Here is a 24,585-nt window from a genome sequence, read left to right on the forward strand (position 1 = left end):
GAATTATAAAAAAATGTTAAAAGTATTTGGGAGGCCCAAATACAAAATAAGTTTTTGGTGATTTGAAAATTAAATTATTTATTTCTTAAAGGTTGTGCAAACTGCTGTTCCACACTCTGACGGTACTTAGAATTCATGGTACAGAACGGTATGATTCTGCCGTCAGGAGTTGCATAATGGATAACACATTTTTTAACTCTGTCAATATCAAAATTAAATGGATCCATAAAGTGCATGCATGAAATAAGCATTGCATCTTTGGAGAAATCTCCTAATGATTCATAATCTCCTTTAATAAATACGTTAAGCAGGATTTTAATAATATCGAGCTCTTCAGGAGTTCTGCTTGGATGAACCATTTTAGTAAGGTTTCCTGTTAATCCAGCTAAAACCCTCTTATGAGAACCGAATTTACCTTTTTCAAGTTTTATGTTATATTCCCTCAATTTGTTAACCAGATCTTCAACATCAATGAAATCAGTAATCGGAATCAGTTTGTCCTTGCCGTCACCTTCTGTTTTTTGTCTAAACACATAAGTTGCAATTCCACAATGCTGGTGGCAGTTTAAAGTTACTTTTGGAGTTTCTTCACCATCTAAACGAGAAATAAGTTCCGCAATAGGTTCAATAAATGATGGAGGATAGAATGAAGATACAGGAACTTCACCGTCACTTTCATCTTCAATGATTTGAACAAAATCAGGAATAGTAATCCTTTGTTCTTCAACTTCATCTGAAGGAGTTCTTCCGGCAAATGATACAGGCTGGAAGTTAACACCGTATATAATGTCATTATTATCAAATGCGAACTTGATAATATCGCCCACCTGGTGGTCGTTGATTCCCTTAATCAATGTTGGAACCAATACAACACCTAAACCTGCTTTTCTACAGTTTTCAATAGCATCCAGTTTAAATTGAAGTAAATCTTTGCCTCTGTTGTTGATGTACGGTTCAGGAGTTACACCATCAAATGCCAAATAAATGGTATTACAGCCAGCTTCTTTTAACTGTTTAGCCAATTCTTCTTTCCGGGCTAATCTTAAACCATTGGTAGCTATTTGAACATGAGTAAAACCTTCTTCTTTTGCCATTTCAACAAGTTCGACAATGTCCTTTCTGACAGTAGGTTCACCGCCAGCATATTGAATAGCAAGACATGGATGAGGTTTCAAATCCCTTAAGTTTTTAAGCATTTGCCTTATTTCATCCTGTGAAGGTTCATATTTATATCCGGCAGCTGCAGCATTAGCAAAACAAACCGGACACCTTAAATTACACCTGTTAGTCACATCAATTAATCCCAAAACAGTTGAAGTTTCATGTTTTGAACATAATCCGCAGTTGTCAGGACAGCTTGTAAAATCATCAACAGAAGGATTCTCAACCGAAGTAATTGATGGAGTAAAACTATCAGCCCTATTATATAATTCTTCATTTCCCCAGTAAGTATTTTTGAACTCTCCATGCTCATCACAAGTCTTTTTAATGAAAACTTTACCATCTTCACTGAAAACTTCAGCATCAAGAGTCTTTCCACACTCAGGGCATAAACTTTTTGTATCTTTAATTTTCAATCAAATCACCCTCTACTAACAATGTTAAATCATTAGTACAAACTTACATAATATTATATATTTAACTTAATGTAATATTTAAACTTAATTAATATATATTAGTTAAGATATATTATCATATAACAAAAATTTTAACGAGAGATTAAATGGATATTCAAATGATTCTTTTCATATGTGTGACAACACTTTACTTCCTGCTGCCGGCATATTTTTCAAATGGAGGTGGACTGCTTTTCGGAGGAGGATTGCCTGTGGATATGGGAAAATCAGACAGCAAGGGAGTTCGCTGGATAGGTGACGGAGTAACCTGGAGAGGTTTAGTTGGAGGAACAGCAATAGGAATTTTTACAGGAATCATTCAAGGATTATTTGGCCCATATATTATTTCTAATTTTGGAGAATTTATAACAACACCAATAATTACAAACGTTCCGGAAGGAATAATAGTCGGATTTTTACTTGGTTTCGGTGCGCTTTTAGGTGATGCATTAGGCAGTTTCATAAAAAGAAGAATAGGAATTGGAAGAGGAAAACCTGCACCTATTTTAGATCAGCTTGACTTTTTAATAGTTGCTCTGATACTGGTTTCACTTGTTGTTAAACTGGACTGGCTATTTATTGCACTGGCAATCATATTGACATTAGTCATTCATTTACTGGCCAATACAGGCGCATATTTGCTTGGCTTAAAAGACGTGTGGTATTAGCTAAAAAAAAAATAGTTTTGAGTGTAAAACACTCTTAAATCATATACTTGTTCATCATTACGGCAGTTCCAACAGCAGGTGCGACAACGCACTCTTCATCTGTTAAGATATCTCCCATGGATTTAACTTCAAGGCCTAAAAGTTCTGCGGCAGGCCCATCCAAAATGTCCTTGCCCAGACCGGTTGTGACAATTAGATTCAATCCCTGGGTTTCAACAACCTGCTTTAAACCGTCTGCAATCTGTTCAATCTGTTTTTTATGTATGAATTTTGACATCTCAACAATATCATCCATTGACAGCATTTCCAAATCAGCACATACTACACGGGCAATTCTTTTGGCACAGTCAATTTTGGATTTACCTTCACCGTCAAATGTGTCACAGACATAATCTTCTGGGTTAATCAGGTCCAATACAGTATAAACATCTGCAGTTTGTGCAAACAGTTCAGATGCTACCCTGTATTCTTTTCCATTCAGTTCAACTTTATCCAAAAAGCTTGCAAGATTTGTTCTTAAAGTTCCAGTGTATACCAATTCACCTGTAGCTGACCTGTCAAAGTCTGATTTTCCAATGGCACATTCATTTCCGTCTTTGATTGGTATAATATCTGTTGTGGTACTTCCTGTGTCAATGAAAATACAGTCATTAGAGATTAATGTTGCAATTTGAGCAGTTGCAATCCAATTGGCAGCAGCTGCCTTAAGTGGAGTTTTTTCAATTTCATCCTTTGAAAGCATCCCTTCCACTCCAACATATGCAATAAGACAGTCAAATGTTTTTTCGCATTTATCAACCACGTCCAGGACTCCATCTTTTTTGGTGTCATATGCGTCAACGAGTTCCGCAGTCATGGAAATTCCAACTGCATCAATTTCACTAATCGGGCAGATGTTTTCAATAAGCTCCATTAAAACACGTGACAAGTCATCATTATTGCTCCACATAGGAAGATATGCAAAATCAACTTCAATATTCTTGATTTCATCATCTTCAAAGTCAATGACTGCAAGGTCTGTATTTGCACCGCCAATATCAAATCCGGCTACTTTCATATTAAATTCTCCTGATTTCCAGATTATCTCCGGATTTTTTGAATTCAACTTCACCATCGAGAGACATGTCAATATCATCAATTGCTATTTCGCCATCAATCAACTCAACAATTGTTTTACCAATATTAAAGCAGGCAATTTCTTTTAAGCCCACATAAGGAGTTGTAAATCTTGAATTGACCTCCAAAAGATATACTGAGTAAACATCTTTTTCATCAGCATTGATAATAAGGTCAACACCCACAAAGCCTTTAAGGCCTTCCATTGATTCGACAGCCTTTTTAGCTATTTCAAAGGCCTCATCTTTGTATTTATTTTCAAATGGCAGTTTTCCACCTAAATATGTTCCCTTATCATCTTTAAGTTCAACAAACTGTTCATTTAAGCTTATCGGAACGGCAGTTTTACCGTCAGATATTAAACTTACACTGACATCAGTTCCTTCAATAAATTCCTGTACAATTACCCTTGAGCCGGGAACGAAAATCTTATCCAAATCCAGTGTTAAATCATCAATATCCTCAATTACCACAATATCTTCACAGTCAACACCTATCAATGGCTTTATAATAATTTTCAATTTTGTTAAAGGGTCTTCCGCCTGCCATTTTTCGTAGAGATGTTCAATTGCTCTTTTCCAGTATCCTTTTGGATCTATCTTGAATCTGAATGTTCTAGGCTGTGGAACCACATCATAAAGGGCCTCGTAGGATTCTGATTTGTCAGATGATTTAAAACATGCCTCTGAAGAGGAAGTGTATGTTTTTACATTATTTTCTTCGAGGATTTTAGTAATGTTGTAGAGGTTGTTGTTGTTTTCAGCGGAGATAAAAATAGCTTTGCTGAACTGAGATGCATTATCTGCCAGCCAATCAACAATATCGCCTTCAATAAGGATTGGATTTACATTATCAAAATCTTTTATAACATTTTCATATGATTTGTTTAATACCACATCTTTTTTAAAATCTTTTAAATCATCTAAAAGTGCAAATATCAATGCTTCTGCTTCAGAAATTATACATTTATCCTTTTCACCGGAAGCAGTGAAATATTCAAACACCAAAATTGAATCATTTTCGTTTGTCATAAGTAATCATCATTCCTTTTAAGTTCATATCATCAGTAGGGAATCTCATTTTCACACCGTCATGGACCATGTGGACCAGAGCGTTTTCAGACTGTTCAAATTCACTGACAGTAATATCTGCGTCAATTTGTGTCATTTCTCTTGTAAATGAGTCCATTATATCTTCTGGAGCAGTGATGTTCAGTTTACCTTCATGGTAGTATTTTTCTATTGCATCAACAGTTTTTACTGCAGCATCACCATCACCATACGGATTTACTGCATTTTTCATTTTGTCTGCAAATTCTTTATCATTCAATATCCTATTTGCATTTTCCAAAATGGCCTCTTTATTAGCTCCCACAAGGATGTTTCCTCCTGCAGCAACTGTTTCTGGCCTTTCGGTATTGTATCTTAATGTCAATGCAGGAACATCAAGAGTTATTGCCTCTTCCTGCAGACCTCCAGAATCTGTAAGTATCAATACGGATTTTGAAGTTAAAAGCAGGAAATCCAAATATCCTATTGGTTTAACAATGTGAACATGACTTAAACTGTTTAACTCTTCAAACAGGCCAAATTTTTCAAGAGTATTTTTAGTTCTTGGATGAATCGGAAAGATAATATCCACATCGGTTAATTCCTTTAAGGCATCTATAATATTTGTCACCCTTTCTTTTATATCAACATTTTCAGCTCTGTGCATTGTTAAAGTTAAAATGTTATCCATACCATCAATGTCAAGTTCTTTAAGAGATTCCTCTCCAAATCCTCGTTTTTTAGCAATCTCCAGATGCCTGAAACATGCATCAACTACAGTGTTTCCAGTTATAAACAGATTTTTTCTTGAAAATCCTTCAGCCAAAAGGTTAATTGCAGACTCTTCAGTTGGAATATAATACATTACAGAGCATACATCAGCAACTCTTCTGTTAATCTCTTCAGGCATAGTCAAATCAAATGACCTGAGACCTGCTTCAACATGACCTACCGCAATGTGCAATTTGGCACTGACCAGTGCGCCTGCAAGAACAGCATTGGTATCTCCCTGAACAAGGACAATATCTGGCTTTTCTTTTAGCAATATTTTTTCGATGCCGCTCATCATCAGTCCGGTTTGCTTAGCGTGAGTTCCTGATCCAACATGAATATTATAATCAGGAGCAGGAATTTCCAAATCCCTGAAAAAGTTATCTGACATTTCCTTATCATAATGCTGACCCGTGTGCAAAACAACATGATTAATGTTTCTTTTATTGATTTCAGCTATAATGGGAGCCATCTTAATAATTTCTGGCCTGGTCCCTAAAATTGTCGCTATCTTCATAAGAATCCCCCGATTAATTAATTATTTAAAATTTTAAGAAAAGAATTAATGTGCAATGTAATTGCCTATTAAAAACGAAGCTATTACAATTCCAAACGCAGTACAAACAGTTAAAATACCCACATTTAGTAGGAATGCTTCAACTAAAGCATTAATAGGAAGTTTATTATTATGCTTATCTTTTGATACAAATACATCAATTATAAGAGGCATCGTCAGTATAAAAGCCACTACAATAATAACTGGAACGGCAACAAACCATAAATCAGAACTATTATGATTTAAACCAAGGTAAAATCCCAAGACAAAACCTATAAATATAGTTAATATTGTAAGTTTATCGAAAATTTGATATACTCTACCCATAATATGACCCTTTTTAATTTTATTATTTAATTAATATATTTGATGCAAGTCATTTAAACTTTTTATCATTGATTCACGAATTGCATATCTTTTTTGAAGATTATCTAATGCGTCGACCAAATCACGTCTGAATCTCTCACAGGCATAATCATCATATCTGAATTTAATGCCATCATACTGAATGTCCATCAAAATAAGATATTCTGCATCCATAACTTTAATATAAGCTCTTGGCTCATCTTCAGAGGGATTCAATAATTTTTCCACTTCATCAAGAGTCATCCTGTCAAGTGCAACATCAACAAAAACCCTCATCATTTTACGCACCATATTCCATAAAAAAGATTCTCCATAAATATCAACAAAAATCGGACATAATGTATCATGAAGATTTGGAAATTCCCTTTTGTGATAATCGTCAAGACTGACTTTTGTGATTTTAATATCATCTATTGTTCGGGTAGTTGTTTTTTGAAATCTTTTTGTAAAATTAGTGAAGTTATGTGTTCCCTTAAAAATTTCAGCACATTCCTGAAGTTTATCAATGTCCAAGTCCCTAAACAACATGTACCTGTATTGCCTCATCTGAGCATATCTTGGTTTAAATGCATATCTTACAGGAGCGCTTGCAAGAATTTGAATATCATCGGGCAGAGAATTGTTGATTTCATTAACCCTTACTTCCTTTTCAGACTGAAAACTGATAACATTACCCAGGCTGTGAACTCCAGCATCAGTTCTTCCGGCAATTCGGAATCTGGATTTTTTCAAATCATCAATGTAATCTAATTTTCTTAAATGATAAATTAATTCCTCTTCGACTGTTCTTAAATCAGGCTGTCTTTGAAAGCCATGAAAATTTGTTCCTATATAACCTATTTTAAGCGCTGTTCTTTTCATTATTAATAATATATGATTCTATATAAAATAAGTTTTTAGAAAAAAATAAGGAGAATTATTTTAAATTTTTAACCATGTGAGTTGTCTCATCATAGTCATCTTCCTCAACAGTAATTTCATAACCTACAGATTTCCAGAAAGGAAGTCCTGATTCAAGATATCTGTGAGTATGCAAATATATCCTGCAATAACCAGTATTTCCTGCAAAATCCTCTACACAACGAACAAGCATCCTTGCAAGACCATTCCTCCTGTAATCCTTATCAACCATCAATCTCCAGATACTTGCAGTATCCTCTTTTGAGTAAATACCTTTGAAAAATTCAAAATCCTTATCATATGGCCTAATAGCAACAGTAGCAACAATTTTTTCACCGTCGAAAGCAACAAATAAATTACTGTTAGCAGGAGCAATATAATACTCAGTTAAACCGAATATATCATAATGAAACCTAGGTTTTGGTCCGATATGATATTCAAGGTTAATCTGATTAAATAAAAAATCTTTTACTGAGTTAATTTCTGATTCATCATCTTTGATTTCTCTAATTTCTATGTCCATAATATCACAAATTTTTTAAAAAAAAAAATAACAAGAGAATAGTTAAATTTCCCTTATTCTTGAGCAGTTTCAGGATTAAGCAATTTTTCAACATTTTCCCCGATTAAATCAAATAACAATACGACAAGCAATAAAGATACACCAGGGTAAAATGCTAACCACCAATAACCTGAAGACAAATAATGCATAGATTCTGACAATATAACACCAATTGCAGGCTCATGAGGAGGTAATCCAAATCCTAAAAATGTGATTGCCGCTTCATGCATGATTGCATGAGGAAACATTAATATTACTCCAACAATAATTTGAGATACAATTAAAGGCAATATGTGTTTAATTGCAATCCATGCTCTGGATTTCCCAAGATTTTCAGCCAGATGAACATATTCTTTAGTTTTAATTTCTTTTACTTCAGATCTTAAAACCCTTGCAAGGGGAGTCCAGTGAGTTAAACCTACACCCATAATAACCCCATATACTCCACCGCCAAACATGACTGAAACAAGAATAATTAAAAGAATATGTGGAATTGAACCGAATAAATCAATAATACCTGCAACAAACTCGTCAGCAACCCTATTAAAACTTGAAAATAATCCTAAGATTATTGAAATAACAGTACTTACTGCTGATGCAATAAAACCTACCATAATACTTAATCCAAGTCCTGCGATTGTACGCTGAAACATGTCTCTTCCCATCCAGTCAGTACCGAACAAGTGTTGTAAGGAAGGCATCTGATTGGCGCTTGCAAAATTTGATGGAATATCCTTTATAAAATATCCTGAAATGAAAATAGATACAATAACTATTACTGATATTGCTATAACAACGAGAGTTTTTGTCCTGAGATTTGCAGAATATAAAAACCATTGTCTTTTATCATCCTTTTGCTTTTTAATCACTGAACTCACTCTCCTTGATTCTAGGATCAATAAAGTAATAAGAGATATCTGCAAGCAAGTTACCTATAAATACAAATACTGCACTAAAAATAACAATTCCTAAAAATAGGGGCACATCACTTTGAAGACCTGCCGCAACTGCCGTTTGACCAATTCCAGGATAGGAAAATACCTGTTCAACAAGTACTGCACCTCCAAACAATTCACTGAATGACAAGAATTGTAATGTAATTGCAGGTAGTAATATATTTCTAATTCCATGATTTTTAACTAAATCCCAACCTTTTTCACCTCTGGATTTTGCAAACAATACATAATCAGAAGATAAAACTTGAATTAATTCATTACGAGTGTACATTGCAATAGGTGCAAGACCAACTAAACTCAATGTTAATGTAGGAAGGATAAGTCTTGTTACCCACTCCATAAATGTTGCATCCGTACTTTTAACACCAATTGGCACACCAAATCCAATTGGGAACCATCCTAAATAAACTGAAAATACCATTAAAATAAGCATTCCAACCCAAAATGAGGGAGCAGATTGAATTGCATAACAATAAACTTTAACCGCTTTATCAATCCAGGATCCTTTGTTTTTACCTGCCAATACTCCTAAAATAAATCCAAAAACACCACTCAGTACCCATGAAATTGCCATCAATACTACAGAAGCAGTGAATTTTTCAAAAATAACATCCATAACAGGAGCACGGTATATTAATGAAGTTCCTAAATTACCTTGAATTAAATCCAAAAGCCAGTGATATATTTTTGTAGTCAGTGGAACATTAGTCCCGAAATATTGTTCTAAGATTTGTCTTTGTGCTTCAGATACTGCAGCACCTTTTAAATAAGCACTAACTGGATCAATAGGGGATAAATCTAATAACACAAAACTAAAAATTGCAACTGCAATCATTAATATTATGAAACGTACTAATTTAAAACCAAAATATTTTGCCAATTTTTGTTTATTCAAAAAAATAACCCCCTTAAATTTAAAAAAAATAAAAAAAAGGAAAAAATGTTTAAGCTGTGGAGTTGGCTCTAGTCCAATCACAGATATTAATTAAAACATCGTTTCCTAAACCGTCAGGTTGTTGGCCAATATCAATTCCATCTTTGATGAAATAATTGTAGTCATAGTTTACAAGCCATGCAAATGGAGCATCTCCAGCAGGACCCCAACCTCCGCTGTTTACAAGAGCGGATTGTGACCATAAGGTATTAGAAGCATTCAAGTCAGTTGAATGCATTGCGTCTTCCATCAATTTATCGGAATCTGAATTGTTGTATAAACCAGGGTTCATATAGAATTCATCAGCATCTTTACTGTGGTATTGCTGATAGATTGATTTATATGGGTCAGGAGAAGTTTGTTGCATTAATGCAGCAGAGCTGTACATGTTTGCATAAATAGTATCCCAGTCTGCACCTTTAAGATTTACTTCAATTCCTATTTCTTTTGCTTGTTCTGCAAATACAGTTGCTAAAGATTGCCTGTCAAGATAATCTGGTGGATAGTATAAATCGAATGATGCTTTTGTACCATTTTTCTCTACAATTCCGTCACCGTCAGTGTCTTTCCATCCGCCATCGCTCAAGATTTTTTTCGCTCCACTTACATTTGCATCATGAACTTTTGCAGCATCGTTAGCATAGTCTCTTGTATCTACACTGGTATATTCAGGACTTGCATGACCTGAAAAGATTTCATCACACATTGCTTGACGATTAACACCAACATTTAATGCTTCTCTTATTGATTTATCAGCAGTTACATTGTTACCAATTTTCCAACCACTTTCATTAGTCACTTTACCAGTATCTTCAAGGTAAGGGAAAGATACACCTTGTGCTCTACCAGCAGACTTTTCAACAAATTGATATCCGTCAACGGTTTGGTTTAATGCAGAAGTTGCAACAGGCACTACATCAACTTGACCAGATTTAGCGAGTTCTAACCATGTAGATTCTTCAGGGAATAATAATGTAATTTGAGTAAAGTAAGGTTTTTCACCATAGTAATTGTCATTTACTTTGAATATTGCTTGTTGACCTTTATCCCAGTGGTCTAATACATAAGGTCCAGTACCGATAGGGTGTTCACCATAAGTATTATTGTCATATTCTTCAGGAACAATACCAACATATCTTAAATCATAAATAAATGTTGACCTAGGTTCAACTAAACTAAATTCAACGCAAGTATCATTTTTAGCAGTTGCATTTGCAAGATTAGTTAAATCCAAATCTGTTTCTGTTTCTTTTGCTTTATTAAATGTAAATGCAACATCTTTTGCATTGAATGAAGAATTATCTGAGAATTTAACATCGTTTCTTAAATTTACAGTCCAAGTTTTACCATCGCTACTGATTGAATAATCTGTAGCTAAATCTGGAACAATAGTTCCATTTTTATCAGTTTTAAATAAACAACTTTGTACTAATGGATTATAATTTTGGTGTCCACATCCCCAACCTGTAAGCGGGTTAAAACCTGATTTAGGTTCTTTGATGTTACTGTGTGCCGCCACAGTTAAATGGGTAGGATCACTATCCTTTGAACCCCCCATAAATGCAAAAGCAGCGACAACAATAATTACAAGTGCTATAACACCACATATAATCATCATCTTTTTATCCATAACTTTCACCATTTTAAATAAATAGAAAACATATTAAAATAAAAGTATTACTTTTCATCTAAAAATTACCTAATTAGTAATACTTTTCATAATTATTTTAATATTAATATTATTATATACAAAATAAATATAAAAAAGTATTTATTACTTTTAAAATTCGCTTGATTATTGTTTTACTTTTAAAATCTAATTAAAAAAATGAATAATAACATGTGATATTGGAAACAAAATTTGACAGCATACAAAAGTTTAAATTAAAATTTTAAAGAATAAAGAACTGTGAATAGAATCAAAAGTAATACCTTCCTTAAATTTAAATAACATTACCTTCAAATATTCGGCCATGACCCTATCTCTTAAACTTAAAAAATATCTAATAAAAAACGGTGCAACACAGGTAGGTTATGCAGACATTACTGATTTTACGCCCCAACCTAAATTAAAAATAGGAGTTGTTTTCTATATAGCTTACCCGAAAGAGATTATAAGAACTATGAAAAATGCACCCTCCCCAGAGTATCTTGAAGAATTAATTAGTTTAAATACAAGATTAGATGCTCTTGGAATGAAATGCGAAGAATTTTTAATAGATAATGGGCATAATGCATATGCACAAACAAAAAAAAGACTGGGAACTGATTTTGGAGAATTTAATTCATTTGAACTGCCCCATAAAACAATAGCTACACGTGCAGGTCTAGGATGGATTGGAAAATCAGCATTGTTTACAACAAAAAATTACGGATCAGCTCTTAGATTATCCTCCGTTTTGACAGATGCCCCTCTAGAAATTGGAAAACCAATACTTAAATCAAAATGCGGCAAATGCATGGAATGCAGAGACGCATGCCTTGGTGGAGCAATAAGCGGAAGAGAATGGAACTACAAATTAAACAGAAATGACTTTTACGATGATAAAAAATGTGAAAAATATGCTCTGAAAGTTTCAGAAGAAAATTTAGGAAAACCAGATACCGTATGTGGAAAATGCATATTCGCATGCCCACATACTCAAAAATATATCAAAAAATTATAATTTTACGGCATGTGAAAAATCAATAGCTGAAGGATTGATATCTAAAGAGTGTATTTTTTTATCCATATGAACGGTTTCAAGCTCATCATTAGAATCCAAAGCCACAACAAACCCCATTTTTGTCCAATACTCCAATGCACCAGGTAATGTTTTATGAGTATGCAAATAGATATCATCATATCCTGTTTCATTTGCAAAATTCTCAGCAATGCTAAACAGTTTAGAAGCCAGACCACAACGGCGACACCTTCTGTCTACAAATAATCTCCATATACTTGAAGTAGTATCTTTTGAATACAAATGTCTGAATTCCGGAAAGTCTTTATCATAAGCTCTTATACCAATTGTTCCTATTATTTCACCTGTTTCAGTATATGCGACAAAAAAGTTATTTCTTTTTGGAAAAATATAATATTCTTCCATGTTTACAATATCCTGATGCCATTCTGGAACATAATCATATCCGAATTCCTGTTTTATCATGAAAAATAAAAATTTTTGAACATTACTAATTTCTTCAGGATTATCACTTAACTCTTTAATAGTGACCTTCATAAAAACACCATTATAAAAAGTATTACTATTATGCATTAATTTATGTTATTAGTAATACTTTTTTAATTATTTTGAATAACTTTAATATTAATAAAGTACAAATTAATATTTAAAAGTTATCATTTGAAAGTCCGAAAGGTGATTTAATGGAAAAATTATTAGATGTAGAAAATGTTTCAATTTCATTTATACAATATACGAAGGGATTAAATCAAAGGAATTTAAAAGTAATTACCGATTTGACCTTAGATATATCCGAAGGCGAAATTTTAGCAGTTTTAGGTTCTAGTGGTTCAGGAAAAAGTTTACTTGCACATGCAATATTTGGAATACTTCCTGAAAATGCAAGACAAAATGGAAAAATAAAATACAAAGGAAAAGAATTATCACAAGAAGACAAAGAAGAGCTTAGAGGTAGTGAAATTGCATTAATTCCACAATCAGTAAATTTCCTCGATCCATTAATGAAAATTTCAGACCAAGCAATAGGTCTTACTGAAAACGATGATGAGAAAAAAGAAAAGAAAATAAAACAACGAGAAATCTTTGAACATTATAACCTCGGCCCTGAAGTGGATGAAATGTATCCTTTCCAATTATCCGGAGGAATGGCCAGAAGAGTACTTGTTTCAACCGCACTACTATCCGACCCTAAACTTGTTGTTGCAGATGAACCAACACCAGGACTTGACGAAAAAACAGTAAAAGAAACATTAAATCATTTCAAACATATGAAAGAAGACGGAGTGGGAGTTTTATTAATTACACACGACATACATGCAGCACTTGAAATCGCAGACAGGATTGGAATTTTCTATTCTGGCTTTGTAATCGAAATTGCAGAAAACAAAGACTTTTCAGGAGACGGTGAAAACTTGCTTCACCCATACACAAAAGCACTATACAAGGCACTTCCCGCCAACGGATTTGAATTAATCAAAGGACATCAACCGTTACACGGAGAAATCTCAGAAGGATGCCCATATTATGACCGATGCGAAATGAGATTTGACAGATGCAAAAATGAAAGACCAGAACTAATTGATTTTGGAAAGAAAAAGATAAGATGCTTTAAATATGAAGAAGGTGTAAAAGATGAAACTTAAAGCAGAAAATATATCATTCAAATATCCCTCCGCTAAAGAATATCTATTGAAAGACGTCAATCTTGAATTAGACAACAACAAGGTTATCGGTTTGATTGGAGATAGTGGAAGCGGAAAATCAACATTATGCAAAATATTATCAGGATATGTTACACAATACGAAGGAAGTGTAACATTTGATGGAAATCCTCTTCCTAAAAAAGGATTCAAACCAGTACAATTAATCTATCAGCACCCTGAAAAAGTAATGAATCCAAAATGGAAAATGAAACAGGTTTTAGAGGAATCATGGGACGTTCCGGATGATATTTTAAAGGAATTTGGTATTCAAAAATCTTGGCTTACAAGATTTCCGCAGGAATTGTCAGGAGGAGAACTTCAAAGGTTTTCCGTTGTAAGATCCCTAAATCCGAATACAAAATTTTTAATAGCTGATGAAATGACAACAATGCTTGATGCAATAACCCAAGTGCAGATTATTGATTCAGTATTGAAACTTGTAAAAGAAAGAAATATGGGATTTTTACTTGTAAGCCACGATATGCCATTAGTTGAAACAATCTGCGATGAAAAAATCTATTTAAAAGACATTAATAACATATAAAATATACTGAAAATATTTTCAATATCAGGTGACAAAAATGAGCTGTTATAAATATTGGGGAAAACTTGAAGAAATTGCAAATAAATTATCTTCATATGGAGATTTAGACAAATACGGAAATTCAACACTGGACGACATCAATATAGACGAAATCATCGAAATATTAGATGACGTGGAAATCATTGCACATGACAAAACCATTGATTTTGATTCTGCAAAACATATTTTAGATGATGAAAAAATGAATAAGGCATTGAAATTAATTAGAAAATTTTATGTTTACATTGGTGCAAGACTTGAAACTGAAAATGCCCTAAAAATTTTAGAATCAGATAATCCTAATGAAACCCTTGATTCATTTCATTTTTATGACAGATATATCGGCCTTGTTGAAAATGAAAGCAAATTAGCTAAATTCAATGAAGATAAAACATTTGTATTTTTAGGTTCAGGACCACTTCCATTAACTTTGATAATGTTTAATAAGGTATTCGGCTGCAAATGTATTGGAATTGAACAGCAGGAAAATGTTGCAGAATTGTCAGTGAAAGTTTTAAAAAGACTTGGTCTTGAAAATGACATCAGAATTGTAGTGGGTGATGAAACAACAATCAAAGATTTGGAATATGACATATTAATGATTGCTGCATTGGCAGAACCTAAAGACAGAGTTTTTGCAAATATCTGGGAATATGTTGATGAAAACACCCCTGTAATATATAGAACATACACAGGAATGAGAGCAATATTATATTCACCTGTTCTTGATAAGGACACAAGAGGATTCCATAAAGAAGTTATGATGCTGCCTTCCGGTAAAACCAACAACACTTCAGTTTTAATTAGAAAAATAGAATGAGATATATACCAAAACAATTAATTCCTTGAAAATGAAAATTAAATAAATTTTAATGAAAGAAGCATTAAGTTAAATGGAATATTAATCCTATTCCTTGAAAATAATTTAAGCTTTCTTTAATTAAAGTTATTGCAAATGAAAAGGAATTAATTCATTAATTTTTTAATTTGCCAGTCAGCCCAGACCATAGTAATATTGTTTGAGACAATTTCACCCAGAACAATTCCCATCCATGCTCCCCATACACCATAGCCTAAAACTACACCCAATAAAACTGCAAAAAGTATTGTAAATCCTGTTTCTCTCATAATTGTCTGAAACATTGCAGTTAATCCTTTACCAATACCCTGGAAGACATATGTTGAGGCCACACCAACTGCCATTGTAGGATAGTAAATCACAATCCATGATAAAAAGCTTGTCAGCTCTGAAGCGATTCTGACACTGCTGCCGCTTGATGCAAATACCGATGCAACATCCCCTGCAAAGAAATTTGTTAAAAAGGCTACGACAAATGCAATGACAATTGATACTTTCATTGCATACCTGTGAACAATTTGAATGTTTTTATAGTTTCGGGCACCGTAATTTGCTGCAATAACACTTATCAAAGCTGTCCCAATAGCTAAAAGAGGAGTTGTTCCAATAGTAACTATCCTCCAGCCTGTTGAATATACCGCAACAGAATCAGTTGAACCTAAATATGCCAAAAGTGCCGAAAAAACTGCTGCAAAAAATGCATTGTTCAGAAGTTGAATACTTGCAGGAATTCCCACTTTTACAATATCTTTTGAAATATCCTTTTTAAAATGGAAATTAACCTTATTAGGCTTCAAATAGGTATCTTTTTTAATATAAAACCAATATAACAATATCAAAATAACAAATATTGATGAAATTAGTGTTGCAATGGCCGCTCCTTTAACTCCCAAATTCAAAATGTAGATGAAAACAGGATCTAAAATCATATTTAAAATAGCTGATGCAATCATTGCATACATTGGCCTTGTTGTATCACCTTCACCTCTAAAAATACCATACAAAGCATTTGAAAAGATTACAAAAACAGAACCTAAAATAATTATTATCCCATAATCTGTTGCATAGCCAATAGTTTGACCTGCACCCATAGCATTTAAAATAGGATTTAGAAAAACCAACAATAAAATAGTAATAATCAAGGAAACAATAACATTAATTAAAATAGAATGAACGGACGCATTATCTGCTTTCAGCTTATTGTTTTCACCAAGATATTTTGACAAAGCAAATGCGGCACCCGAACCCAGACCATTTCCAAAACCAACTAAAATCATGAATATTGGTGTGAAAAATCCAACACCCGCAAGTGCATCAGCTCCAAGGCCAGATACCCAAAAAGCATCAATTAAATTATAAAAACTAGTTATAAGAAGTGAGATTATCAAAGGTATGGACATTGTTATTAATGCTCTTTTAGGATTTTGAAGCATTACATCCACATTATTTGTTGAAACATCACTTACCATAATGTAATTATTAAAATTTTTTCAAATATAAAATTAGTTATTTAACAAAAAAAAGAAAAAAAATTCTAAAATTAAATTATAAATACAATTCAATTTTAGAGATTATTTATATCCTTAAAAAGTAAAATATCATCACACAATACTTCCAATAGCTCTTCATCATGACTAACAGCCAATATACCAATATTATTAGCTTTACAATGACCTATAAGAGCTTCCCAAATTTGAACTTGAGTGACAGCGTCAAGCATGGTTGAAATCTCATCAGCAATGATAAATTTTGTTTTAGGATTAAGAGCCCTCAATATACTGAAACGCTGCAATTCCCCACCTGAAAGCTCACTGGGCCAACGTGTTAGCCAAGAATCCTTTAAACCGAAAGTGTCTTTTAAATCTTTAGAAGGAGTCCATGATTCATTCAATACCTTATCCATTTTCCACTTTGGATTCATGGTCTTTTCTGGATGTTGAAAAATTAATTGTACAGGATAGAAATCTTTATCAGGTATTTTTTTACCATCAAGAGTAACTTCACCTGAATAATTACTGATATAACCAGACAGAATTTTGCATAATGTGGATTTACCACTACCGCTATCTCCGATTAAACCAATAATCTGATTACTATTAATAGATAATGAAACATCCTTCAATATTTGTCTTTTCTTATTATATGAAAAAGAAATATTATTCGCCTTAAGATCCATCATTAACCCCCTCAAAATTGAAACACCTAATCATCACACCGTCATGTTCTACTAATTTAGGTTTATTCTTTTCACATTTATCCATACGTATCGGACAATTTTCCCAATATGGACATCCTGAAACAGCATCTAGAGGCTGAACTCCTTCAGTTAATTTAAAACCGTTTCTTGGAAGAGAATTGATTAAAGCTTTAGTGTATGGATGCAATACATTATCAGCATTTTGGAAGTTTTCAACCTTGTTGATTTCAATTACATAACCTGAATAAAATATAGCTATACGGTCTGCTGTTTTTAAAGCTACATCAATTTCATGAGTAATTAGCAATACCCCTTTGCCGTTTTCCTTCAGATTTTTAATATCTGTGATTGTCTCTTCAACACTTTTTTTATCAAGACCTGGTGTTGGTTCATCAGCAATCAACAGCTTAGGATCGCCAATTAATGCTGTAGACAACAATACCTTTCTGGCCATTCCACCAGACAATTCAAAAGGATATAAATCATCCACACTTTCATCCAAACCATATTTAGCGAATATTTCTCTTTGCTTTATTTTTTTCTCATCATGTTCCTTTTCATCCTTGCATTCACCGATTGCCTGTTCTGATACTTTCATTAGAGGATCCAAGAAATTTACTGATTGAGGTATTAAACATATTTCTTTTCCCCTTAATTTTTCCTTCAACTCCTGATTTAAAACATTTCCCCCATATTTAATCTCACCGGTAACATGAGCATTGTAAGGCAAAATACCTAAGATTGAATGAGCTAAAAGACTTTTACCAGAACCACTTGAACCTAAAATGGCGACAATTTCGCCTTCAGCAACATCAATTGTTAAATCAGATATTACCTTTAGGTCATGCCTGTTTAATCCCTGAACATACTGTGTGAAAGATATGGATAAATTATTTACTTCTAATAAATTTCTCATAATATCACCAATCTAGTTATTTGCCTGTGAAGGGTCAACCAGTCGTTTCAGATTATCTCCAATAATATCAAACAACAATACAACTATCAATAATGCAAGACCTGGGAAGAATGCCAACCACCAAGCCCCCATTGCAAGATAAGTCATTGATTCAGACAAAATTATACCAATTGCAGGTTCATGCGGAGATAAACCGAACCCAAGGAATGTTACACTTGATTCGTGCATAATCGCATGAGGGAATACTAATAATGTTCCTACAAATATCTGGGACAATACCAACGGCAAAATGTGGTGTCTAGCAATCCATAATTTGCTTTTACCAAATCTTCTGGATAATGAAACATACTCGGAAGTGTTGATTTGCAATACTTCGGCTCTAAGCACCCGTGTCAAGTTTACCCAATGGGTAAATGCCACCGCCATCATTACTCCAAAAGCACCTTTTCCCAATCCTATGGAAATCATCATTATTAATAGAATGTGAGGTATTGACGCAAATAGATCAATTAACCATGATACAACCTCATCACAAAACTTGTTTGTACTTGCAACAAAAGCTAATATTGTAGCTATTATACTGGAAAGAATTGAAGCAGCCAATCCAATCATGATACTTAAACTTAAACCTTTCAATGTTCTAATGAACATGTCTCTGCCCATCCAATCAGTTCCAAAAGGATGTTCAAATGAAGGAGGCTTCATTTTTATGGCAAAGTCAGTAGGCAAATTGGCGTCAATCATCCAACCACTTATGAAAATGACTAATAAAACAAATCCAGTAAGCCCAATAGTCAAAAGAGTTTTTTGCCGTAAGTTTAGAGAACTGAATAATCCCCTGTTATACCAAGGAGTTTCACTCATCATCCTCACTCCTTAATCTTGGGTCGACATATTGATAAACCAAATCTGCGATGAAATTTCCCATAAATACAAAAATAGCACTGATAATAACAATACCCAACAATAAAGGAACATCTGACCTTAGTCCTGCAGCTACTGTTGCCTGACCAATTCCAGGGTAAGCAAATACCTGTTCAACAAGGATTGTTCCCCCAAATAATTCATTGAATGACAGAAATTGAATTGTGATTGCCGGAAGTAAAATATTTCTTATTCCGTGATTTTTGATTATACCCCAGAAACTTTCACCTCTAGCTTGTGCAAACAGGAAATAATCGCTTCTTTTTACACTTATAAGCTTATCTCTTGTATACATAGTAAGAGAAGCAATTCCCACAACACTTAAAGTTATTGCAGGCAATATCAACCTATATAACCATTGCCAAAATGTCACCGTATCAGACAGTTGCCCGATTGGAACCGAAAGTCCTATTGGGAACCATCCCAAATACACTGAAAAAACCATTAAAAATACTAATCCTATCCAAAAAGTTGGTGTGGACTGTAATATGTAACAGTAAGTTTTAATTGCTTTGTCTGCCCAACTGCCTTCCTTTGCACCGGCAATCACGCCTAAACCAAAACCTACAACTGCAGATATCACCCATGAAACCACCATAAGTGTTAATGAAGCTGTGAATTTTTGTGCAATAACTTCAGTCACAGGAACCCTATAAATCAATGAAAAACCCATGCTTCCAGATGCCAATGTTTGAAGCCATCCCACAACTCTTTCTGCTAACGATAAATTTGTTCCCCAATATTCTCCAATAATGGCTAATTGTTCTTGACTGACAATTCTTTGTCCAAGATAAGCTTTTACAGGATCAATTGGAGATAATTGTACCATTATAAAACTGATTGCTGCAATAACAATTAATAAAATTAGTAATCTAATAGCTTTAAACCCTAAAAATTTAGCTAATTTCTTATTGTTAATTTTAATCATCTCGTAATTTGTTTTAAAAAAAAAGGGAATAAAAAATGATTTATAAAATAAATCATCCTTTATTTAATTATTTACCTGCAGTTCCGTTAGAAGTTTCATTTACACGTTTCCAATCGTATATGTTACCCCAGATATCTCCACCGTGTGGGTAAATGAGATGTGTACCGTTGGAAATGTCTAAATCATTACTTACAAAGTAAGTATAATCTACAGTACCAATCCATAAAAATGGATAACTGGTAGCAGATTGTTGAGCTGCTTGAGACCATGTGGAATATGAACTGTTTAAATCTTGAGCCATAGCCTGGTCAATTAATGAGTCTACTTGAGAATCATTGAGACCCTCAGGGTTATCATAACCCACGAAAGCTACTCTTGAATCGTATTGGTGTTCAATTTCATATGGATCTGCTGAACCGAATCCCCATACTACGCCCTGACTGTATATATTAGGATCAATATCATCCCAGCTTCCACCTACAGGAGTGACTTCAATACCAATTTGTTTAGCCTGTTCTGCAACAGCTACTGCAATAGCTTGTCTTTCAGTTGCTTTGGCATTATAATATATTGAAAATGCTGCTTTTGTACCGTTTTTCTCTACAATACCATCACCATTAGTATCATTCCAACCGGCATCTGAGAGAACTTTTTTAGCTTCATCTACTTGACCGTCTTTCATTGAAGAATTATATGACCATCCTAATTGGTCAGCGACACCAGTGTAGGATACGTTACCATATCCATTAAATGCACCATCCAATAATGATTGTCTGTTAATACCAATGTTTAATGCTTCCCTAATTGCAGGATCACCAGTTACATTGTTACCTATAGTAACATTATCTTCACTTAATTTTCCTTCAGCCATTTGTGTTGGCAAGGATATTCCACGTACATCAATAGAATCAAAGTATTCCAAGTGGTATCCATTTACAGTTTCATTTGCGTATGCAAGTTGTACTTCAGCAATATCCACATCACCGTTTTTAACTGCTGCAAATGCTGCATCAGGGTCTAGGAACAAATTGGTTATTTTTTCGAAATATGGTTTTGGTCCGTAGTAATCAGGATTTTTTTCTAAGATAAATTGTTGTCCTTTATCCCATTGAGCTAATTTATAAGGACCTGAACCAATTGGGTTTTGTCCATAGGAATCTTCTTTATAATTTGCTTCAGGAACAATTCCTACATCAGTTAATTTGTTAATGAATGTGGAATCTGATTTGTTAAGAGTGAATACTACTTTATTTCCTTCAGCTGTTGCATTATTCATGGAGCTTAAATCTGCTCCTTCACCTAATTCTTTAGCTTTATTATATGAAAATGCTACATCTTTTGCTGTTAATTTTGAACCGTCAGTAAATTTAACATCATCACGAATATCTACTGTGTATGTTTTAAAATCATCAGAAATAGTATAATTTGTAGCCAAATCATTTACGAAATTGTTGTCTTTATCTCTTTTAAGAATTGTACTTTGTATAAGAGGTTCTGTTCCAGAATCGTGGTATCCCCAACCGTGCATTGGGTCAAAACCAAATTCAGGTTCTTCACCGTGAGCAGCAACACAAGCTACTAATTCATTAGCAGCATGCTTTGTGTTTCCTCCCCCCATGGTGACAGCTGCTATACCAACTATTGCTATAACAACTATAATTGCACCTATAATATATTTGTTATCCATTTTTATTTCCTCATCATAAATTAATAAAATCAAAGGCAATATCATTAGTCAGTATTACGAAATTATAAAAATTAAATAAATAAGTAATACTTATTTTAATAAAGATATTACAATAAATAGTATATTTATAAGAGTATTTAAAAATTACGATTAAATTTAAAAAAAGTATTACTAAATGAATTAAAAAAAAATGAAATTAGAATAGTGGATCTTTCACCATTCCAATTCTAAAGGAGTTTAAGATAACTAAAAGAGTTAATCCCAAGTCCCCAACACCAACAGACATCATCAGAGTTATAATACCTACAATTGCAAGTACTGCACATAAAAATTTAATTACAATTGCAAAAGTAATGTTTTGTTTGATAATGCCCATTGTTTTACGGCTTAAAGAGAAGAGATACGGAAGCTTTGATATGTCATCCTGCATTAATGCAATATCTGCTGTTTCAATAGCTACATCAGAACCCGCTGCACCCATTGCAATACCTATGTTTGCACGTGCCAGTGCCGGTGCATCATTAATACCGTCACCAACCATTGCAACATCACCGAATTTGTTTCTTATTGTATCCAAGATATTTAACTTATCTTCAGGAAGCAAATCTGAAAAAACATGCTGAATACCAATTTCAGAAGCAACCTTATGGGCTGCCAGTTTATTATCACCAGTGAGCATTACGGTTTCAACACCTCTCTGTTTTAAATCGTTGATAACTTCTGAAGCGTTGTCCTTGATTTTATCTGATACTGTGATTAAACCAATGACTTTTTCAGCATTTCCAATAAATATGATTGTATTTCCTTCAGCAGTATATCTATTAATTTCATCTCTTGAAATATCAAATGAACTTCCTTCAATCAAAGATTCATTTGCTGCATAGAACTGTTCACCGTTAATGTAAGCAATAATTCCTTTTCCAGGAACATTTTTAAACTCTTCAATTGTATCGGAAACTATATTATTTTCATTAGCATAATTCACGATTGCCTGAGCAATTGGGTGGGAAGATTCAGATTCCAGAGCAGACGCAATTTTAACAATGTCTTCTTCAGAATAATTTTCATCTAAAACCTTAATCTCATTTAATACAAATTTTCCTTCTGTTAAAGTACCAGTCTTATCAAAGATTACTGCTTTAACATTACGCATTTCTTCAACATATGAACTTCCTTTGATAATAACACCATTTCTGGTGGCTGAAGTAATTGCAGAAACCATTCCCACAGGTGTTGAAATTAAAAATGCACATGGACATGAGATTACCAGCAGTGAAAGAGCTTTATAAACCCAATCTATTAAGTTTTGGCCAAACAATAATGGCGGAATTACTGCAACACACAGTGCACCAATCATCATGGCAGGAGTATAATATTTAGATACTCTCTCAACCAGGGTTTCGGTTTCTGATCTGTTAAGCTGTGAACGTTTAACCAATGTCACAATTTTTGAGATAACTGAATCTTTAGCTGCAGTAGTTACTTTAATTTCCAGGTATCCATCTTCATTTACAGTTCCAGAAAATACATCATCCCCAATTTCTTTTAGGACTGGAACGCTTTCACCAGTAATGGAAGCCTGGTTAATTGAAGAAGAACCTGAAATTACTTTCCCATCCAATGGAACCTTATCACCAGGTTTTACAATAACAATATCACCAATATTTACTTCATCGACATTCCTAATTTCTTCTTTATCTCCAACTTTAACTCTTGCAGTATCCGGAGTAATTTCAACTAATGATTTAATTGAACGTTGAGCTCTAAGTTCGGCATAGTCCTCTAAAAATTCTGCAATATAATACAAGAAAGTGACCGCAGCACCTTCTTCAGGATGTCCAATGATAAATGATGCAATACAAGCAATTGACAATAACATTGCAGGACCAACAGTGTGTCTTTTAACTAATGAGTTATAAGCGGAAATAGCAATTTCATAACCTGCAATAACTGCACCAATCATATAAGTTATAGTAACAACAGTTGGACTAAATGACAGCCATTCAAAAATATGTCCTAAAACAAATAATATACCACTGGCAACGATTATTTGTATCGGTCTATTGGACAATAGTGGTTTTCCTTCAGCCAATAATTCTTCATCATCGTCATCATCTGCACAATCAGGACAACCACAAAGACTTATATCACCATCATGCTCATGGTCATGACAACCACAATCATCATCAGTACAAACATCATCTTCATGATGATGCTCATGCTCATGATTATGCTCATGTTCGTGGCCATGGTCATGATGATGCTCATGCTCATGATTATGCTCATGTTCGTGGCCATGGTCATGATGATGCTCATGTTCGTGATCATGGTCATGTTCATCATCATCTGCACAATCAGGGCAACCACAAAGCTTTAAATCAACATCTTCATCATAATCTATTTTTTCGCTATGATCATATATACTTAAATCAGTTTTTGCCTGATAATCTCTCAGTAACTGCTTATTATAATGGTCAGGATTTTCACAGTGAATTTCATCACAATTTGGGTCTAAACAGATGTAATCATAATGTTTGGGATTGCGGCAATTCTCATCAAGGCAATCAGAATCATAACATCTATTTTCTACCATAGTATCACCAATTAAAA

General features: G+C 33.7%; 23 protein-coding genes. 5 read left to right on the forward strand and 18 right to left on the reverse strand.

From position 1 onward, the window contains the following. Nucleotides 1–74: 74 nt before the first annotated feature. Nucleotides 75–1,577: a tetraether lipid synthase Tes gene (tes, locus tag QZU75_RS00255; RefSeq protein ID WP_296880943.1), complete on the reverse strand. Its 1,503-nt coding sequence runs from the start codon at nt 1,575–1,577 to the stop codon at nt 75–77. 146 nt (nt 1,578–1,723) lie between these two features. Here tes and QZU75_RS00260 point away from each other — a divergent pair, with 146 nt between their 5' ends. Beyond that, nucleotides 1,724–2,284, forward strand: coding sequence for a CDP-2,3-bis-(O-geranylgeranyl)-sn-glycerol synthase (locus tag QZU75_RS00260; protein ID WP_296880944.1), 561 nt, complete (start codon nt 1,724–1,726; stop codon nt 2,282–2,284). 34 nt (nt 2,285–2,318) lie between these two features. Here QZU75_RS00260 and QZU75_RS00265 read toward each other — a convergent pair whose 3' ends face one another. From QZU75_RS00265 to QZU75_RS00305, 9 genes are all read right to left on the reverse strand, one after another. Beyond that, nucleotides 2,319–3,341 carry a hydantoinase/oxoprolinase family protein gene (locus tag QZU75_RS00265; protein ID WP_296880945.1) on the reverse strand — a complete coding sequence of 341 codons (1,023 nt, stop codon included), beginning with the start codon at nt 3,339–3,341 and terminating at the stop codon, nt 2,319–2,321. 1 nt (nt 3,342) lies between these two features. Beyond that, on the reverse strand, nt 3,343–4,431 hold the full coding sequence (locus QZU75_RS00270; RefSeq protein ID WP_296880946.1) for an ATP-grasp domain-containing protein: 1,089 nt from the start codon (nt 4,429–4,431) through the stop codon (nt 3,343–3,345). Then, the gene (gene wecB / locus QZU75_RS00275) at nt 4,415–5,737 is read right to left on the reverse strand and encodes a non-hydrolyzing UDP-N-acetylglucosamine 2-epimerase (RefSeq protein WP_296880947.1); all 1,323 of its coding nucleotides are present in this window, start codon (nt 5,735–5,737) and stop codon (nt 4,415–4,417) included. The genes QZU75_RS00270 and wecB overlap by 17 nt, the downstream gene beginning before the upstream one ends. Nucleotides 5,738–5,782: 45 nt before the next feature. Then, nucleotides 5,783–6,103 carry a hypothetical protein gene (locus QZU75_RS00280; RefSeq protein WP_296880948.1) on the reverse strand — a complete coding sequence of 107 codons (321 nt, stop codon included), beginning with the start codon at nt 6,101–6,103 and terminating at the stop codon, nt 5,783–5,785. 30 nt (nt 6,104–6,133) lie between these two features. After that, nucleotides 6,134–7,003, reverse strand: coding sequence for a tRNA pseudouridine(38-40) synthase TruA (gene truA / locus QZU75_RS00285; RefSeq protein ID WP_296880949.1), 870 nt, complete (start codon nt 7,001–7,003; stop codon nt 6,134–6,136). Nucleotides 7,004–7,058: 55 nt separating this feature from the next. Then, on the reverse strand, nt 7,059–7,565 hold the full coding sequence (locus QZU75_RS00290; protein WP_296880950.1) for a GNAT family N-acetyltransferase: 507 nt from the start codon (nt 7,563–7,565) through the stop codon (nt 7,059–7,061). A gap of 53 nt (nt 7,566–7,618) precedes the next feature. After that, entirely contained in the window at nt 7,619–8,473 is an 855-nt protein-coding gene (locus QZU75_RS00295) for an ABC transporter permease (RefSeq protein WP_296880951.1), read from the reverse strand. Then, a complete protein-coding gene (locus tag QZU75_RS00300; protein ID WP_296881018.1) occupies nt 8,466–9,395 on the reverse strand; it encodes an ABC transporter permease in 930 nt (309 codons plus the stop codon). Before QZU75_RS00300 ends, QZU75_RS00295 begins: the two co-directional genes overlap by 8 nt. A 109-nt stretch (nt 9,396–9,504) precedes the next feature. Next, on the reverse strand, nt 9,505–11,124 hold the full coding sequence (locus QZU75_RS00305) for an ABC transporter substrate-binding protein (protein WP_296880952.1): 1,620 nt from the start codon (nt 11,122–11,124) through the stop codon (nt 9,505–9,507). Between the two features lie 343 nt (nt 11,125–11,467). On the opposite strand from QZU75_RS00305, the gene QZU75_RS00310 reads away from it, so the two are divergent. Further along, on the forward strand, nt 11,468–12,160 hold the full coding sequence (locus QZU75_RS00310) for a 4Fe-4S double cluster binding domain-containing protein (RefSeq protein ID WP_296880953.1): 693 nt from the start codon (nt 11,468–11,470) through the stop codon (nt 12,158–12,160). On the opposite strand, the gene QZU75_RS00315 is transcribed toward QZU75_RS00310, so the two are convergent. Then, nucleotides 12,155–12,715 carry a GNAT family N-acetyltransferase gene (locus QZU75_RS00315; RefSeq protein WP_296880954.1) on the reverse strand — a complete coding sequence of 187 codons (561 nt, stop codon included), beginning with the start codon at nt 12,713–12,715 and terminating at the stop codon, nt 12,155–12,157. The two genes, QZU75_RS00310 and QZU75_RS00315, sit on opposite strands and share 6 nt — an antisense overlap. A 146-nt stretch (nt 12,716–12,861) precedes the next feature. Between QZU75_RS00315 and QZU75_RS00320 the strand changes: the two genes are divergently transcribed. Genes QZU75_RS00320 through QZU75_RS00330 form a run of 3 tightly spaced genes read left to right on the forward strand, consistent with a single transcriptional unit; the run spans nt 12,862 to nt 15,284 of the window. Then, nucleotides 12,862–13,821 (forward strand): ABC transporter ATP-binding protein, encoded by a 960-nt coding sequence (locus tag QZU75_RS00320; protein ID WP_296880955.1) that lies wholly within the window; start codon nt 12,862–12,864, stop codon nt 13,819–13,821. Further along, entirely contained in the window at nt 13,811–14,425 is a 615-nt protein-coding gene (locus QZU75_RS00325) for an ABC transporter ATP-binding protein (RefSeq protein ID WP_296880956.1), read from the forward strand. The genes QZU75_RS00320 and QZU75_RS00325 overlap by 11 nt, the downstream gene beginning before the upstream one ends. 37 nt (nt 14,426–14,462) lie before the next feature. After that, nucleotides 14,463–15,284: a nicotianamine synthase family protein gene (locus QZU75_RS00330; RefSeq protein ID WP_296880957.1), complete on the forward strand. Its 822-nt coding sequence runs from the start codon at nt 14,463–14,465 to the stop codon at nt 15,282–15,284. A gap of 146 nt (nt 15,285–15,430) precedes the next feature. On the opposite strand, the gene QZU75_RS00335 is transcribed toward QZU75_RS00330, so the two are convergent. The 7 genes from QZU75_RS00335 to QZU75_RS00365 all read right to left on the reverse strand — a co-directional run bounded on the left by QZU75_RS00335 (nt 15,431) and on the right by QZU75_RS00365 (nt 24,568). Next, nucleotides 15,431–16,792, reverse strand: a complete 1,362-nt coding sequence (locus QZU75_RS00335; protein ID WP_296880958.1) for an MATE family efflux transporter — start codon at nt 16,790–16,792, stop codon at nt 15,431–15,433. Between the two features lie 95 nt (nt 16,793–16,887). Further along, nucleotides 16,888–17,499: an ABC transporter ATP-binding protein gene (locus tag QZU75_RS00340; protein WP_296880959.1), complete on the reverse strand. Its 612-nt coding sequence runs from the start codon at nt 17,497–17,499 to the stop codon at nt 16,888–16,890. After that, entirely contained in the window at nt 17,489–18,436 is a 948-nt protein-coding gene (locus QZU75_RS00345) for an ABC transporter ATP-binding protein (RefSeq protein WP_296880960.1), read from the reverse strand. Before QZU75_RS00345 ends, QZU75_RS00340 begins: the two co-directional genes overlap by 11 nt. A 12-nt stretch (nt 18,437–18,448) precedes the next feature. Then, a complete protein-coding gene (locus tag QZU75_RS00350) occupies nt 18,449–19,303 on the reverse strand; it encodes an ABC transporter permease (protein WP_296880961.1) in 855 nt (284 codons plus the stop codon). Beyond that, a complete protein-coding gene (locus QZU75_RS00355) occupies nt 19,293–20,288 on the reverse strand; it encodes an ABC transporter permease (RefSeq protein ID WP_296880962.1) in 996 nt (331 codons plus the stop codon). The genes QZU75_RS00350 and QZU75_RS00355 overlap by 11 nt, the downstream gene beginning before the upstream one ends. Nucleotides 20,289–20,355: 67 nt before the next feature. Further along, complete coding sequence (locus QZU75_RS00360) at nt 20,356–21,975, reverse strand: ABC transporter substrate-binding protein (RefSeq protein ID WP_296880963.1); 1,620 nt, start codon at nt 21,973–21,975, stop codon at nt 20,356–20,358. A gap of 196 nt (nt 21,976–22,171) precedes the next feature. After that, nucleotides 22,172–24,568 carry a cation-translocating P-type ATPase gene (locus QZU75_RS00365; protein WP_296880964.1) on the reverse strand — a complete coding sequence of 799 codons (2,397 nt, stop codon included), beginning with the start codon at nt 24,566–24,568 and terminating at the stop codon, nt 22,172–22,174. Nucleotides 24,569–24,585: the final 17 nt, after the last annotated feature.

Origin of the sequence: uncultured Methanobrevibacter sp., from assembly GCF_902764455.1 — an archaeon.
In the GTDB taxonomy this organism is placed as follows: domain Archaea; phylum Methanobacteriota; class Methanobacteria; order Methanobacteriales; family Methanobacteriaceae; genus Methanocatella.